Source organism: Seonamhaeicola sp. MEBiC01930 (genome assembly GCF_045277075.1).
GTDB lineage: Bacteria > Bacteroidota > Bacteroidia > Flavobacteriales > Flavobacteriaceae > Seonamhaeicola.
On the sequence record NZ_CP104270.1, the window covers coordinates 494,255 to 509,806 of the forward strand.

At 33.1% G+C, this 15,552-nt stretch carries 12 protein-coding genes; all 12 read right to left on the reverse strand.

All coding sequences use genetic code 11. From position 1 onward, the window contains the following. Window positions 1-40 precede the first annotated feature (40 nt). Window positions 41-703 (reverse strand): ATPase, encoded by a 663-nt coding sequence (locus tag N1F78_RS02340; RefSeq protein WP_406684584.1) that lies wholly within the window; start codon window positions 701-703, stop codon window positions 41-43. Then, complete coding sequence (locus N1F78_RS02345; protein ID WP_406684585.1) at window positions 700-1,230, reverse strand: hypothetical protein; 531 nt, start codon at window positions 1,228-1,230, stop codon at window positions 700-702. Before N1F78_RS02345 ends, N1F78_RS02340 begins: the two co-directional genes overlap by 4 nt. 3 nt (window positions 1,231-1,233) lie before the next feature. Beyond that, window positions 1,234-1,512, reverse strand: a complete 279-nt coding sequence (locus tag N1F78_RS02350; RefSeq protein WP_406684586.1) for a helix-turn-helix domain-containing protein — start codon at window positions 1,510-1,512, stop codon at window positions 1,234-1,236. Between the two features lie 273 nt (window positions 1,513-1,785). After that, window positions 1,786-2,640 carry an RteC domain-containing protein gene (locus N1F78_RS02355; RefSeq protein WP_406684587.1) on the reverse strand — a complete coding sequence of 285 codons (855 nt, stop codon included), beginning with the start codon at window positions 2,638-2,640 and terminating at the stop codon, window positions 1,786-1,788. A 230-nt stretch (window positions 2,641-2,870) separates the two neighbouring features. Beyond that, entirely contained in the window at window positions 2,871-4,403 is a 1,533-nt protein-coding gene (locus tag N1F78_RS02360) for an arylsulfatase (protein ID WP_406684588.1), read from the reverse strand. 438 nt (window positions 4,404-4,841) lie between these two features. Continuing rightward, window positions 4,842-6,359: an arylsulfatase gene (locus tag N1F78_RS02365; RefSeq protein WP_406684589.1), complete on the reverse strand. Its 1,518-nt coding sequence runs from the start codon at window positions 6,357-6,359 to the stop codon at window positions 4,842-4,844. Window positions 6,360-6,635: 276 nt separating this feature from the next. Further along, window positions 6,636-8,030, reverse strand: coding sequence for a sulfatase-like hydrolase/transferase (locus N1F78_RS02370; RefSeq protein ID WP_406684590.1), 1,395 nt, complete (start codon window positions 8,028-8,030; stop codon window positions 6,636-6,638). 99 nt (window positions 8,031-8,129) lie between these two features. Continuing rightward, a complete protein-coding gene (locus tag N1F78_RS02375; RefSeq protein ID WP_406684591.1) occupies window positions 8,130-8,720 on the reverse strand; it encodes an SGNH/GDSL hydrolase family protein in 591 nt (196 codons plus the stop codon). Between the two features lie 102 nt (window positions 8,721-8,822). Further along, the gene (locus N1F78_RS02380; protein ID WP_406684592.1) at window positions 8,823-9,446 is read right to left on the reverse strand and encodes a polysaccharide deacetylase family protein; all 624 of its coding nucleotides are present in this window, start codon (window positions 9,444-9,446) and stop codon (window positions 8,823-8,825) included. 181 nt (window positions 9,447-9,627) lie between these two features. Beyond that, window positions 9,628-10,533, reverse strand: a complete 906-nt coding sequence (locus tag N1F78_RS02385) for a glycerophosphodiester phosphodiesterase family protein (protein ID WP_406684593.1) — start codon at window positions 10,531-10,533, stop codon at window positions 9,628-9,630. Window positions 10,534-10,640: 107 nt separating this feature from the next. After that, the gene (locus N1F78_RS02390) at window positions 10,641-12,989 is read right to left on the reverse strand and encodes a glycoside hydrolase family 2 TIM barrel-domain containing protein (protein ID WP_406684594.1); all 2,349 of its coding nucleotides are present in this window, start codon (window positions 12,987-12,989) and stop codon (window positions 10,641-10,643) included. Beyond that, on the reverse strand, window positions 12,990-15,551 hold the full coding sequence (locus N1F78_RS02395; protein WP_406684595.1) for a hypothetical protein: 2,562 nt from the start codon (window positions 15,549-15,551) through the stop codon (window positions 12,990-12,992). Window position 15,552 lies beyond the last annotated feature (1 nt).

Below are 15,552 nucleotides of genomic sequence, written 5' to 3' on the forward strand. Positions count from 1 at the left end.
TCAAGTTATATAACGCGGTACATTATAACATAAAATGTTATCAATTTCTCTTATCACGAGAATCTCTTTCAAAAGCCACCAAATTAAACAACTCCCGCATCCTAGACCGCACCCTATTCCCATATTTATCTTCAAGCTCCTTTGCATTTAGGTTAGTAGTACCATGTGTTTTAACATGATGTTTTAGAAACAAATCATGGCGTGATAACAAGATTTCTCCCATAACATTACAATCTTTTCCATAATGTCTGCCTATAGGTTCTATGCCCAAATCATCAAAACAAAAATATTGCCCGTTCCCATAGTCCTCAATGGTTTTATAACCAATATGGTTAAAACCAAAAACCACATTACGAGCCGGTATCATTTTATAAGGCTTTTGATAGGGCACTATATGCCTGAGTAATTTCATCAAGCTGGTTTTCCCACAACCTACAGGACCGCTGAGTAAAATACCCTTATTGATATCAATATCCAGTTTTTTACAGTTGGCTTCATCCCTGATAAAGTAGTTGCATAGTTTGAATAAGGTATCTCGGTCTTCATCAAAAAGCTTAAAAGTTTCCCCAAACATGAGCTTGCCTTTTGCATTGAGATAAATAATAATTTTATCAAAGTCATAGAGAATCTTGTTTCTTTGAATACTCCCCAAGGTAAACTTTGTATTCCCTTCCATGATGATATGCGGTGTTGAGTATTTCATAGGGGCTCATTATAATTTTTGTCTGTTGTTGTTTTTAAGTTGTCCTGATATGGGACAGTTGACTCTTGTTTGTTTTTTGATTCGGAATTTGAAAAATTTAAATTTTGCTGTTTGTTTAAGTTTTTATTGTTTTCTATAGTTTGTATATGTTTGTTTATAGGTACCACTGCTTGTCCACTGCTTGTCTCGATATTGGTACGACTTAGGTACAGAGCTTGTCCAGAGCTTGTCCCAAAATCGAACATCTTAATTCTACTTCCTTTAAATGGGTTATGTGATGGAGTATACAGAATATAACTCCAATGGCTTAATTCTTTAATACATCGGTGGTAGGTGCTTTTAGAGCCTATCTTAGAAAATGACATCACTTCTTCTCTATTTATATAAAATTCGTCCTTAAAGTAATTGCTATTCCATAACTGAAATAAAGCAACATACAGGCTAATATGTGTTGGGTTCAAACGTGAATCCTTAGAAAACTGTTCAAACACAGCATTGAGATGTTTGATATAATTGATTTCTTGCAAGCCCTAGAATTTGTTATGAATTCTGTTATCTTCCAACACTTGCATGATTTCCTGATAATTATAATACAATACTCCTCCTACTTTGGTGTACGGTAATGTGCCATTAATTCGCAGGTTTTGTAAGGTCCCAGGTGAAATACCCAATAAATCTCTTACCTCTGGGGATTTCAACCATTTCTTTGTTACCTGACCAGATTGATTATTGAGTAATTGTTTGATATCATCAAGTAATTCCATTTTGAATTCCCGAAGATCTTCGGTGGTAATAATTGTTGCTGCCATACTTTAAATGTTTTTAAAAACAAAGCCGCCAATGATCACAATTTTTAATGACGACTTTGCTTCGATTTGACTTTCGTTTGACAAAATTGCACCAGATAAATCTATTTTATTAACAATGTGAGACCAAGTTGGTTGGTTTTTTTTATCATTTAATTTGATTCATTTTCATAATATTTATTGCTCAAATATTTTTTTCAGCCTTATTTTGAGTCAAATTTTATATGATTTCTCTGAATTGATAAATCTACCAAGTTGTTACCAAGTTGGTAGATTTTAAGGTTCTTTTTCATCTGTATTATCCATTCTCCTTACAAGCAAATCTTTTAAGAGGTCTAAAAACTTAGTTCTTCCTGTTTTCCTAATACGAATGGATGAGTACGTTCTATAATAATCGCCTAAATCAATTCCAAATAAGGATTCACAAGCAGATGCCAATTCTTTAATATCAGACTTTCCATTGTTTATAGCCCCACAACTATGTAAGGCATAAATAAGCTCTATTAAGTCCGTTTTACTTCCTGTCCAATTTAATTGATGTTCCTTCTGAAAGGCTTTATAAACCCCACTCATATTGATCCCTGTTTTTAATTTAGTAATTTCTAATTTTAACTTTACGATTAGCTTTTCGTATGCTATAATGGTTGCCACAGTAGAACAGTGGCTTGTTGAGAATTGTTGATCTGTAAAAAATTGATAATCTTCTTTATTCAAGCGAATAGTGGCATTCTTACTTAGAAAATATTGGTCGTCCAAATGTGTAGCACCTCTTTTAAAATAGTGATAAAACTCTTGATGATTGCTAAAGTACTTTTGAAGTGTCTTTGTATAATTGTTTAAATATTTTGTTTGTGCCTTTACCCCGGTCTTTGGGCGTTTACTTTCTATATTAAAGTTTTCTACAAAATAGATTAGTTTGCTGACCACACTAGGTTTAACCTTTTTATAAAATTCGATTTCATCAGCATTTGAACTAAATACACTATTTATAACTAAAGTTCTCAACTGATCTAATGTTTCCTTACAAAGCTTCACACCTTGTTCTGACACGTAATATATATCGTTGTTTTCGAGATTTAGAGTTTTTATTTTTTGCTCAAGCTCTTCTATTAATTTCGTGTAGGTCTTCAATTAATATTATTACATTATTTAAAAATATCCCTTTCTATATTCAAATATTAGGGCGAAAATATGAATATATTATAGCTATCAAGTTCTATTAATACTGCCATTTTCGCATGAGAAAGAAGCTGCTTTTTATTAATCATGCTCCATTATGTATAATATCATGAACCACTTCTAGGTTTAATAAGGTGCTAGTATCCCCTAAATTGCTTCATTCAAACTTAATTCAAGTTAAGTTATTTATAATGTTTACCTCTTATGGCTTCAAAAGTCGTCATCATTTCCTGTAATTTTTCTAGGTTTGATTTAGCTAAATTCTCCTGCTCTCCAATATCTTTATTAAGATTATATAATTGAAACTCTTTAAAATTACCAGTTTCAATACCTTTATCTTTAAGTTCTTTAGGTCCATCATAAGGTGGTATTAACACCCAGTTACCTTGTCTGAAAGCAGTTCTAGAGGTAGCTTCAAGAACAAGACTTTCGCGACCTTGGTCTGATTTACCTAATAATACGTCTAGAAGATTTTGACTGTCTTGGGTAGCAACTTCGCTTCCTGCTAGTTTAGATAGTGAGGAAAGCAAATCTACTTGAGATATTATAGCATTTGAAATGCCTGGAGCTATTTGTCCTTTCCAATAGGAAATGAACGGTACACGCGTTCCTGCTTCAAAAAGACTATACTTGCCACCACGAAGCCTACCAGAAGGGGTATGCTTGCCTAATTTTTCAACGGCTTGATCTTCATAGCCATCGTCTAGTACGGGTCCATTATCACTTGAAACAATAATTAAAGTGTTTTCAAGTAGGCCTTCATTTTTTAGGGTTTTAAGAAACTCACCAACACACCAATCAGCTTCAAGAATAACATCACCTCTTGGACCCATTCCTGAAGCACCAACAAAACGAGGATTTGGAGTTCTTGGCACATGGGGTTGTTGTAATGCATAATATAAGAAGAATGGTTCTTTTTTATGGGCTTTCACAAAATTTTGGGCTTTCGCTAAAAAAGTTACTGCCATATTTTCATCAATCCATTTTGCAGATTTACCGCCTGTCATATAGCCAATTCTCGGTACTCCGTTAACAATTGAATTACTATGTTGAAGATCTCCTTTCATTTTTAAAAGCTCTGGATTATCAGTACCCGTTGGTTCTCCTTTAAAGTTTTGTTCATAGTTCACTTCAATAGGATCGTTAAGATCTAAATTATCCACATATCCGTCTTTTATGTAAACCGTAGGAACTCTGTCCTGCGTGGCGGCCATTATGTAACTGTAATCAAACCCCACTTCATACGGTCCTGGAGCAATGTGGGAATTCCAATCAACATTTCCGTTGCCCAAACCTAAATGCCATTTTCCAACAACTGCTGTTTTATAACCTTGAGATTTAAGAATTTTAGGCAATGTAACTTGAGCAGTATCTATAATTAAAGGTGCCGTACCAGGTAGTATCTTTGCGTCTTTATTTCGCCAAGGATAAACTCCTGTAAGTAGTGCAAACCTACTAGGAGTGCAGGTAGCAGAAGTTGCATAACCATTTGTGAATTTGATTCCAGAAATCGCTAAATTGTCTATATTAGGTGTAGTTATTTCTGTGGCACCATATGCACTTAAATCACCATAGCCTAAATCATCTGCATAAATGAAAACAATATTTGGCAGGCGTTTTTCTTTTTTTGGCATTTCGTTGTTTTTTGGCATTTCTTTGCATGACACCATTATGGCTAGAAATAAAATGTAAAGAATAACTTGGATTGTTTTCATTTACGGAGTGTTTTTAATTTTGTTTCTTCAATTTCTTCATCGAATATTATAGAAATGTTGGCAAAATAAATCAGTTTAATTCTATTACTTCATGTTAATACTCAAACTATAAAATTCTAAAGACCTTTAAATATGTTTCTCGATACGTATACTTGCGTTTGGAAAATAGTCTTTAAATACCAAAATTAAGTTTGATTCCTTATGCATACTTATGCTTTCTTCGCTATAAAATAATAATACTTTTATTTCTTCTTTTAATTTATACAATTCCCCTAAAGAGTGTAAAATATTACATATTTTAAATACATCCAGCTGCTCTGGGATAAGACTTCTCGTTCTTGACTCAAAAATTTCTCCATGGGTATTATCGATTACTGTCCAAATACACCTGTTAGGTTCGCATTCTACAACTAAGATCATTAATAAATTTAATCTAATTTAAATATTTGTTGTTCGCATTTTACTATTAACTACTTCAATATATTTTTCTAACAATTGACTCTTCAAATCGTTATATTTTTTATTTTTTATTAGGTTAAATTTTTCTTTTTCAAAAGGGTTCTCAACTAAATTAAACAGTCCAGTCAACTCATAATTTACATGCGAATCATTCTTGTCCACTTTTAATATCAATTTCCATTCACCCTTCCTGATAGCTACCTGTGAATCATTTCCTCCTTGTTGAATTAGAAAATCATGCCCAGAAGCATTTTGTTGACTAAAAAACAGAGGTAATAAATTTTTTGAATCTTTTGCTTGATCTATAGGATGGTTCAACCCAAACAAACTGTATAGTGTAGCCATCAAATCATGGGTTACAATAAGTTCATTTGATTCACTATTGGTCTGTATTTTTCCTGGCCATGAAGCAATAAATGGTACACGATGACCACCCTCATAGATGTTTCCTTTAAAGTCTCTAAATCCATTACTAGGGTCGTGTCTATCTATCAACATCTCTTTCGCCCCCATTCCTCCATTGTCAGAAGTAAAAATAAAGAGGGTATTATTATAAACACCCTTTTCTTTGAGTGCGGAGACAATAGCTCCCACCTGCAAGTCCAATTCTTTAACCATCGCCAAATAATCAGAAGAATATTTACCTTTCAATTTTTCTCCTAGGAATGTATCGGGTGGAGTGTGAGGGTGGTGTACTGCTTGAGAACAATAGTATACAAAAAAAGGTTCATCGCTACTTTTTATGAAATTGATGGCTTTTTCTACTAAAATAGGGCCAATTTTACTGGAGTCCCAATTCGAGTCCCCAGGCCCTGTTCTTTTCGAACCATAGCTCAACCGGTTCCTCCCTAGGTTAACAATCTCAGATGACTTTTTTAAAGGATACCATTCACCATTTTCAAACATGGCATAGGGTACGTTTTGGATACCAGAAGGTAAACAAAAGGAATAATCAAACCCAAATTCATTAGGCCCCCCACCCACATTTACCGAAATATCAACTTGTCCGTCCTGAGTATATCGTGGCCTTCTATATATTTTTTTAATTCCCTTTTCTAGCCAATCGCCACCCAAATGCCATTTACCAAAAAACCCTGTTTTGTAACCAGCTTCCTTTGCTACATTGGCAACCGTATGCTCACCTGCTCCAATAGCTGATCTAACAAATGGATCCCATACACCCCAAGGTTCATAACATCTAAAGGAATAATTCCCTGTTAAAATGCTATATCTGGATGGTGAACATAAGGCTGTAGAAGAATGAGCATCACTAAATCTCATTCCCTCTTTGATGAGAGCATCAATATTTGGGGTAGAAACCACCTCTTCCTTACCAGTACGGACTCTATGGTAGTACCCTATATCACCAGGTCCAATATCATCGGCTAGAATGAATACAACATTAGGAGGTTGGATGCCTTCTTGAGCTATTATATCATTGATGTTCAAGATTATTAGCAATCCTAAACAAAATTTAAATAAAATAATTTTTATCATGTTAATTTAATTTAAAAGTTATCTTTTTAGTTTTATTCTTAACGATTTCTATTTGTAAATTAAATCGAGTAATGTATTAATTGTAACAACATCATAACCGAGTAATTTCCCATAAATAATCATTCATTTATTGATTTTCATTTGGTTTTTGAACTTCTAAAATCAAGGATACTATAAAACAAATTGATAAATAACTTAGGTTTTTCTTCCAGTATTTTTTGTGGTTAATTATATCTCTTTAATTAAATTAAGTATACGTTTCAAGACATTATAATTCTAATTTTTAAAGATTCCACCTGACCATGGGTAATAAACATTTTTTGTGCTTTCACTTTTGAAGACCTTGTTCATTTCTATTACAATTTGAGGATATAACTCTGACAAATCATGATTTTCCTCTATATCAATGTCTAAATCATAAATCTCGGTATGATAATTATCTCCATAGCGAACCCCTTTCCATTTACCAATTCTTGCTCCTTGTTTAAAAGATTTCTTTTCATCAGCTCTGTGAAATTCCCAGTATAAAAAATCGTGATTTTCTTGTTTTTCATCTTCACCAACTAATGTTGGCAGAATAGAAATACCATCTGTTTGCTCCGGCACATTGACACCAGAAATTTCTGCTAGAGTTGGCATAATATCATAAAAAGCAGAAGGCAGCTTTGATAAAGTTCCACCTTTAATACGGTTCCTCCAATAAGCAAACATTGGTACCCGTATACCTCCTTCGTATAAGTCTCTTTTTAAACCTTTTAAATTGCCTCCGCTTTTAAAAAAATCCTTATCATGGCTATTCTCACTATGAGGTCCATTATCACTAGTGAAAATTATAAGTGTATTTTCAAGCTCATTCTTTTCCTTTAAATAATCAACCAAACGTTTTATTTGCTTATCAAACATTGTTATTCTGGCCGCATGTCTTCTTTCAATTTCAGGCCACCCACGATCTGAATACATTATTGTGTCTCTGAGATAGAATTCATGTGCATGAGGAATTCTATATGACATAAAAAGAAAAAAAGGTTTATCTGATTCCTTTTCATCAAAATAATTCAATGCAAAGTTCGTCCTGAATTCATCAATACAATCGTACTTTTTATAGTCGTAAAATGCACTATCCTGACGATTGTTAATCCAATGCATTCTTTCATCAAGTTCCCTTCCTTGTTCGTCCTCACCCCATTGTTCTTGAACGGTATAATCAAATCCACGAGACATAGCCCATGTATCTAGGTTGTCTGGAAGCCCGAGATGCCATTTACCAATAAATGCTGTTTGGTATCCAGCTCCTTTCATCATTTCTCCAAGAGTTACCTCTTCTTTCTTCATTGCTATACGCCTCCATTTATCTCCAATCATACCATGATTACCCCTAATATTGGTATGGCCTGTATGCTTTCCCGTCATTAGAGATGCTCGAGAAGGTCCGCATACAGATGTACCTGCATAAAAATCAGTAAACCTCATTGATTGATTAGCTAAGGAATCTAAAAATGGGGTTTGAATAATTTCCTGCCCATAAGTACCTAACTCTCCATAACCCATGTCATCTGCCAACAATATTATTATATTAGGATGATTGGATATTTTAGATTGAAATTTCGAAGAACAGCTAATACTTGATATCGATCCTAATGATAATAAAACTATTTTTATTAAATTTCTCATAATTAATTATATCTATTTCTTACTGATTGAAAGACTATGAATCATTTCATATTCAATGTCAAATATTTGATTTACAAGAACATTATCTAAAATATTCTTTTAAAAAAGTTCCAAAATTTTTGCCCAATTGAAAGCCATTTTTTTCGCTCCACTTTTACTGGGGTGTACCTTGTCGCCAGTTAAATCATTCTCCGTAAAACCTGAATAATGATCAACCAATATTACAGGTGATGTTCTTGTTGAAAGACGCTCCGCTAATGCTGAAATTTTTGAATTGAAAATATTCACCTTCACCACTTTATTTTCTTTATAAATGGGTATAATCTTACTCAAGTAAATTTGAACATTTGGATTTGATAATCTCAGTTTTTCGATAGTTTCACTTATTTCTTCAATTGAATTATTTATCTCAGATTTCCACATATCATTTGTTCCAATATGATACAGTACAATATCTGGAGTATAAACTTCAAGCCATTCTTCTATATTCGAATCAATCTGGCTGGCAGTCCACCCCGGATGCCCTTCATGATTCAAATCAAAATTTTGTCCTTTATATGTAGCGTATTCATTTATATCTTTAACCGTACCCAGAAAATCTACGTCCCAGCCAGCGTTGATCATATATTTCCACAAATCATAACGATACGAATGAGGCTCGCCATGAGTAATTGAGTCTCCTAGAAACAATATCTGTTTTTTAGGTTTTTTACAACCAAAAACTATTATACAAATCAATAATGTAAGAAGTCTGAATTGTTTCATTAATTTCACCTTATAATTAATAGTATGTCATTTTGAATTAATAAGCGTTTCTATTGTTACGAATTCATAACCAAGCGCCTTACATTTCTTTATAATTCGCTTTAAAGCCAAAAGCATCCCTCTTCTATTGGAACCTGCATCTGGGTTATCAACTGAATCAAAATCATGTAATAGAATAATAGTTCCTGGGTTTAGGTTACCCATCACCCTATTTGTAATTTGATTACAGCTATTTTGACGTTCATCCCAGTCAATTGTTGAAACGGTCCAAAGAACTGTTTTTATGTTCTTTTCTTTTAAAAATGTTATTTGATCATTGCTAACATTTCCAAACGGAGGTCTATAATAAATCATTTTATCTCCTGTTAAACGTTCAAATTCTTTATTAGTTCTATCTATTTGCTCTATCCAAAACCTTTCTGCCTCATAGTTTCCTAAATTTGTATGATCCCAACTATGATTTCCTATCACATGACCGTTCTCAATAGCCTGATTTAAAGCATCTATATGATTTGACAGATTTGACCCCAGCCAGAAAAAAGTAGCTTTACAGCTATATTTATCAAGGATTTTAATTATTTTTTTGGATGTAAAGGAAGGACCATCATCAAATGTTAAGGTAAGCTGTTTAGCATTTTTATTACCCCTCATAATGCAAAATCTAGGGAATTGGATTTCTTGGTCATGAAACTTGTCAGGAATACCACCACGCGAGATTTCATTCTTTGTCTCTTGAGCATTTAATACGACACCTATTGATAAAATAATCAAACAAAATAATATATTGGGCTTGGTCTTGAAAGCTGCAAACAAATTCATAATGTTAGAACTTTTAATCATGAAGTCCTTTACTCTTCAAGTAGTCTACTAACATCTTAGGGTGATCCGTTTGTATAATACTTGGATCTAAAACTAGTAAGCTATCCATGGTTTTTGTTTGCCCTTCTATAAATTCTATATCTTCATCCCAAAGGCTATTTACAAAAACTTCGATGCCATTTTCATGAGCCCAATTCATATATTTGGGAGTGTAGGACTCTTCGGTAAAATGTTGCAAAGGCGATTTGTATTCTTCCAAGTGCAGCTCCATTTCTGATTTAGTTGATGATAGGGGAAGTACCGCATACAAAGAATCAATCGAAATCATTTCTTGTATCATTTCTTTATCCCAAATAAAAGAAAACACTTCATGTTCCATTTCATATTCTTTAAGTAGTCTATATAACTGAAGACATTTAATATCCTTTAAGTCTAGATTCAGAATTATTCTTCCTTTGGATAAATTCAAGGCTTCACTTAAAGTAGGAATTTTGTGAGAGGTTATAGAGTCTTCTATTTTTAAATAAAGGCTTTTTAATTCTTGATAAGTATAGTCTTTTATGTGCCCGATACCAGTTGTTGTTCTATCAAGTTTATCATCATGCATTAATACTAATACATTATCTTTTGATGTTCTAATATCTATCTCTACAATATCAATTTTGGCCTCTATAGCTTGTTTTATTGATTCCAAAGAATTTTCTGGAGCGTTTTTATGATAACCTCTATGAGCACATACTAAAATCTCGTTCTTTGACTCTTCTTTTATTTTTTCTATTGCCGTTCTAACGGAGATTTGCTCTTCTTCAAATTTATCATTAGCTTGCTTTACGTTATTGCAAGAAATTTGAAATAATAATATAATCCCGAAGAATATATATTCAAAGATTATTTTTAAGTATGTTTTTGATTTTTTCATTTAGTCAATGATTTAATTTTTACAGAAACCTTTATAGGTTTAGAACTTGAATCTATTTGTATTTTTGAAATATTATATTAATTCTACTGCTCCTTTTTATTCTACTTTTAGTATTTATTCATTATTAAAGATGTTGATAAATTAAGTCCTATAACTTCTGCTGAAATTTTCAATTCTTTTATATCCTGCCCTGTCTTTAAAATAACACTCGCAATACCGGCCTCAAAAGCAACAGGGTTTTCACCTAACAATTCACCGTTTCCTTCTACATTAAATGAAACTTTTCCGGAAAAATCTGGAATAACTGTTCCATTAAGGTCTTTAATTAAAGCATGAACAAAAACTACATCATTATTACCTATTTCGTACCCCTCTAAATCCACCTTTACCTCGATATCTGTTGCATCTTTAGGGGTATGTCTATTATCATACGCAACTAACTTTCCATCTTTAAAAGCTCTAGCTTCTATTTCTCCCGGTATAAACTCTGAAAGATCAAATGTAAATGGAGGGTGCTTTAAATTATTAGACATTCGATCTTGATCTGGTTTTTGCTTACCTAGACTTTTGCCATTTAGAAATAACTCAACCTCATCACAATTACTAAATACTCTAACATCTAGAGGGCTATCTTTTTGCCAGTTACTAGCAATATAGACCATTGACTCACCAAATGGGTCATCTGCATCTCGTTGGCTTTTAAAAAAATAATAGGCGGGTTTAGATAATCTAAAAATGTCCATGATTCCCGAAGCTTCTAAATCGTTAGCATAGCCCCTATTATAATCAAACATTACCCAATACCCGTCGGCAAATGCCGGCGTATTTAAATTATCATTATGCGCTTCTTGGATGTTGCTCGCTTGTTGTAATAATGGAATTTCTCCGGCATTTCGTAACTGACGACTAGAGCGATCCTCTTGCAATAAATCATTCCAACTATTTTGATCAAATCCTGCATTCATGGCATAATACTCCCAATCTCCATATTCAGAAACATTATATGGTTTTTTCAGGGTTACATCATAATGTTGCAAACGATGTTGTCGTGCTTGCAAATAAATATCATATCCATAAGCCTGCCACCCAGCGGAGAAACATTGATCCCCCGGATATTCTTCATGTGCAATGGTATGTAAACAATCTATAAAGGTTTCGGGCATCCAAGACTCGTTTAGTGACACCTCCCACGCTAAAACTGATGCGTGATTTCTGTCTCTTCTGATTAAATCTTTAGCGGTTTGAAAAACATGATTCTGAAATTTTTCATCCTCACTAAAATATTGCCACCCTAGTATAGCATCAATGGTCATAATTCCTAATTCATCACAAGCGTCCATAAATGCAGTTGAGTGCGGATAATGTGATAATCGAACATAATCAAACCCTGCATCTTTAATTTTCTTAGCATCGCGATAATTTGCTTTATCTGAGAGTGCATAACCTATATATGGATATTCCTGATGACGATTGACTCCTCTTAAAAATGTCTTCTCACCGTTTAAATAAAAATCCTGACCTACAAACTTCATGGTTTTGATACCAATAGTTGTAAGTTCTTTATCTATAGTTTGCCCATCTATGACAATTTCAGTTTCTAAAATATAAAGGTTGGGGTATTGGGGAGACCATAGTTCTGGCTTTTCTACTATAAATTCAGTTGTAAATTCAATGTTCTCATCAATTCCTAGGCTATAATCATCATCCTGTTTAGATATAATGGTTTTTCCATTTTTATATAATGTGTTTTTAATGCTGAATTCTTCAATCCTGTCATTCTCATTATGTACATGGGTTTGAACTTTAACAATTGCTTTTTCCTTAGAAACCTCTGGATAAGATACAAATACGCCTCCACTGGCTTTCCTATGAGCAAGGATGGGATCTGTAATATGAAGGGGGGCCTTCGCAACAAGCCATACATTTCTATAAATGCCACCAAAAGTATTAAAATCGAGTGTTTTTAACGGTTTTGGACCAGTCGTAGGGTTATCCCTATTGTCTAACCTAACGGCTACAACATTTTCCCCATCCCAGATAGCTTCATTGGAAAAATCCACAACAAAAGGTAAATAACCCCCATGATGTTTAATTTTTTTTTCCCCGTTAACCCATACTTCAGCTATATTCATTGCACCTTCAAAATTGAGATACAATTTTTTACCTTTCATTTCTGATGGCAATACAAATGACTTTCGATACCAACAAACTCCCTGCCATTGATCATTCACTATTTTAGGTTCCAATCTAGGAGTATGAGGTAAAATTACATCTTCCCATGTTTCAATATTTATTTCCTCTTGAAAATAAGAGTTATCTGTTTCCGTGCTATCTAATAATTTAAAAACCCAATCCTTATTAAAATTTAGTTTTTCAGCATACGTACTTTCTTTTTTATTACAAGCTAACATTAGAAAGCAAATACTAAATATTATTATATATGTTAAGTTTTTCATTTACTTTAAAAATATTTTGTCAATTGTTATTTGCTGATTTTCTAATTGTTGTTCCTTTTCTATTCCAGGTCCTATTGAAATTTGTATAGCTTCAATTTCTTTTGCATCAAATGCCTCATCATTATCAGGCTTAAACCAATAGGGTTGAAAAACTGGATAAGGTCTAGGGAGTAACACTTGAGATACTCGTTTCAAATCTTGAAAATTAATTTCAATCGGGTATTTTGAGGAACTCAATTTTATGGTTTTACCAAAAACGACTCCGTTTCTTAATTGAAACGCTATTTGTACTTTCTGACTTTTTTTAGTACCAGAAGTACCTACTATAACAAACTTATTTGTCTTTTCAACTATAGGATTCCACCTTTTCACCTTATTCCCAACTAGCATTTTAAAAGTCATATCAGGTATTCTGGTATTAAGGTCTTGAATAGATATTTTTAGAGTCTTCATTGAAGCAAATTTCGAAGACATTAAATTCGTTTTATATTTAACTGCATTCCATTGACTTGGCCAAATGGTATTTTCAAATCCATCTGCTGCATCGAATAACACGACAATGGGTTCTTTAGAAACTATTTCGGTTTGATATTGTTCTTTAGAGATAAAATCCCAATCTGCAGGAGATCCTTCAACGTTGGAAGGAAATGTTTTTTGTCCTTTTGTAGTAGTTACGGTAATATAATAGTTAAATGAATTATTATTTATCTTCTCTTTTGGAATTTCGACCGTATAAGAAAACGTACCGGATTTAATCATTGCATAATTGCTTGTCTTTTGGTATCCTTTTGATAAAACAACTTCTACCTTAAGAATTTCTGAGGGAGCAACCACTTTAGCTTTTACAGTTAAATCTTGGTTAGGTTCTATTTCTTTAAGAGGGGAATGAACAAGATATGTATCTTTAATTTGTCTATCCGGACCAACAAATTCAGTCAATTTAATAGCTCCAATTCTTTGATTATAATCAAACTTTTTTGGAATAACTTCCTTGTGCAACAAATAAGTCCCTGGTGCAATTAAAAATTCATTTTTGTAAGCTTCACCGGAAAATTTATTATTAATATCTAAAGGAGATATTGAAAATTCAGATCCTAAATCCAATAAATCAATTTTCATCTTTTGTTTATTCCCTTCAATAATAGAAACTGTTTTATTTAAACTCGCCTTTTCAAATGGGTCGTTTACCCAAAGAAAGTCAGGCATAACTTCTAACCTCCAAATACCATCCTCAACTTTATCCAAAAAATAAGCTCCTGTCCCTGAATAATTAACTACATGCGAACTCCCAACTCCAACTATGTGTTTTAATTGTTTCTCGTTCTTTGGCTTGTAAATGGTTGAGTTAGTGTAATAAAACTTATCGTTAGAATTATATACCGCCAAATCATTGCCACTATCTAATTTAGTATGATTAAAGGTTGTATTCTTAGGATAACGCCCAAAACTCTGTCCATTACGCATTTCGTGAAACACCTCGGAGGCTATCATTAAAGAAACTGATTTGGAAGGTGTATGTATTAAATTTAAATAATGAGTTTGATACTCTGTGTTGGCATATGCCAAATCCAGTGGTTCATAGGCAAATTGTGTTGCAAATTGAAATTTTGCCTCGCGAAAACTTCGAGCCATAGCTGGGTATAAATAAGATTGATTGGTATCTGCTGGATCAAATTCATAAATAATACGCGCTTTATTTTTAAAGTTCTCGTTGTCTTTAAAAGGAATATTATAACTATCTACATTAGGCAAATAATTACCTTTTAAGGTTTTATTATAAACGAGTCCTGTAGGATACCACTGAAATGTGCACCCTTGAATATTCGCCTTACAAAAAGCATCCGCAAACTCTGAACGTTCTGATACATTATAAAATATAGGGTTTTCAAATCCAGTTTTTCGAATGACCTCAACCATTCCATTTATATATTTTGTAGCTATTTCTGCATTATCATGTTGTGGTTCGTTATTAATTTCTAAAGCTATGATATCAGGATCATTTTTATAAGGCAGTCCTGTATAAGGGTTTACATGATTTAATAACTGAGTAAAATAGCGTTCTTGTTTCTTTAAAATTTCTTTTCCAAAATAAGTTTGTGGTTTAAGCAAATTAGCACTAAACCCTGGGACAGGTTGGTTTTTTTCTGGATAACCGTTACCTCCAACCTTAAAAGGGGTAACAATAGTCTTAATGCCCCTTTCTTTCATTTTAAACAAGGCATAATCTAATAAATCTAGTTGTTTGGACTGTACCAAATTACCTAAACTATCACTAATTTCTGAATCCCATATATGGATTCGAAAAGCATCCAACCCCATTCTTGCAATATGATACACATCCTTATCAATAGCTTTTTTATGGTCCTTACCTATGTAATTAATAGCTCTGAACCCGTGAGCAAAGGGCAAGGTATAATTCACTCCAAATAAACGTATTTCACTCTTATTGTTAACCCAACGAAAAACACCTTGGTCATCTACGTATGTGGAAGATTGTGAAAATAATAGACCACTATTAAAAACTATTGTTACTATTGATACAAATTTTATCGCTAACTTCATT

What these genes read in the sequence shown, in the direction of transcription:
- N1F78_RS02340 (WP_406684584.1), bottom strand. Translation starts at nt 703, where the DNA reads ATGAAATACTCAACACCGCATATCATCATGGAAGGGAATACAAAGTTT.
- N1F78_RS02350 (WP_406684586.1), bottom strand. Translation starts at nt 1,512, where the DNA reads ATGGCAGCAACAATTATTACCACCGAAGATCTTCGGGAATTCAAAATG.
- N1F78_RS02360 (WP_406684588.1), bottom strand. Translation starts at nt 4,403, where the DNA reads ATGAAAACAATCCAAGTTATTCTTTACATTTTATTTCTAGCCATAATG.
- N1F78_RS02365 (WP_406684589.1), bottom strand. Translation starts at nt 6,359, where the DNA reads ATGATAAAAATTATTTTATTTAAATTTTGTTTAGGATTGCTAATAATC.
- N1F78_RS02370 (WP_406684590.1), bottom strand. Translation starts at nt 8,030, where the DNA reads ATGAGAAATTTAATAAAAATAGTTTTATTATCATTAGGATCGATATCA.
- N1F78_RS02380 (WP_406684592.1), bottom strand. Translation starts at nt 9,446, where the DNA reads ATGAGGGGTAATAAAAATGCTAAACAGCTTACCTTAACATTTGATGAT.
- N1F78_RS02385 (WP_406684593.1), bottom strand. Translation starts at nt 10,533, where the DNA reads ATGAAAAAATCAAAAACATACTTAAAAATAATCTTTGAATATATATTC.
- N1F78_RS02390 (WP_406684594.1), bottom strand. Translation starts at nt 12,989, where the DNA reads ATGAAAAACTTAACATATATAATAATATTTAGTATTTGCTTTCTAATG.
- N1F78_RS02395 (WP_406684595.1), bottom strand. Translation starts at nt 15,551, where the DNA reads ATGAAGTTAGCGATAAAATTTGTATCAATAGTAACAATAGTTTTTAAT.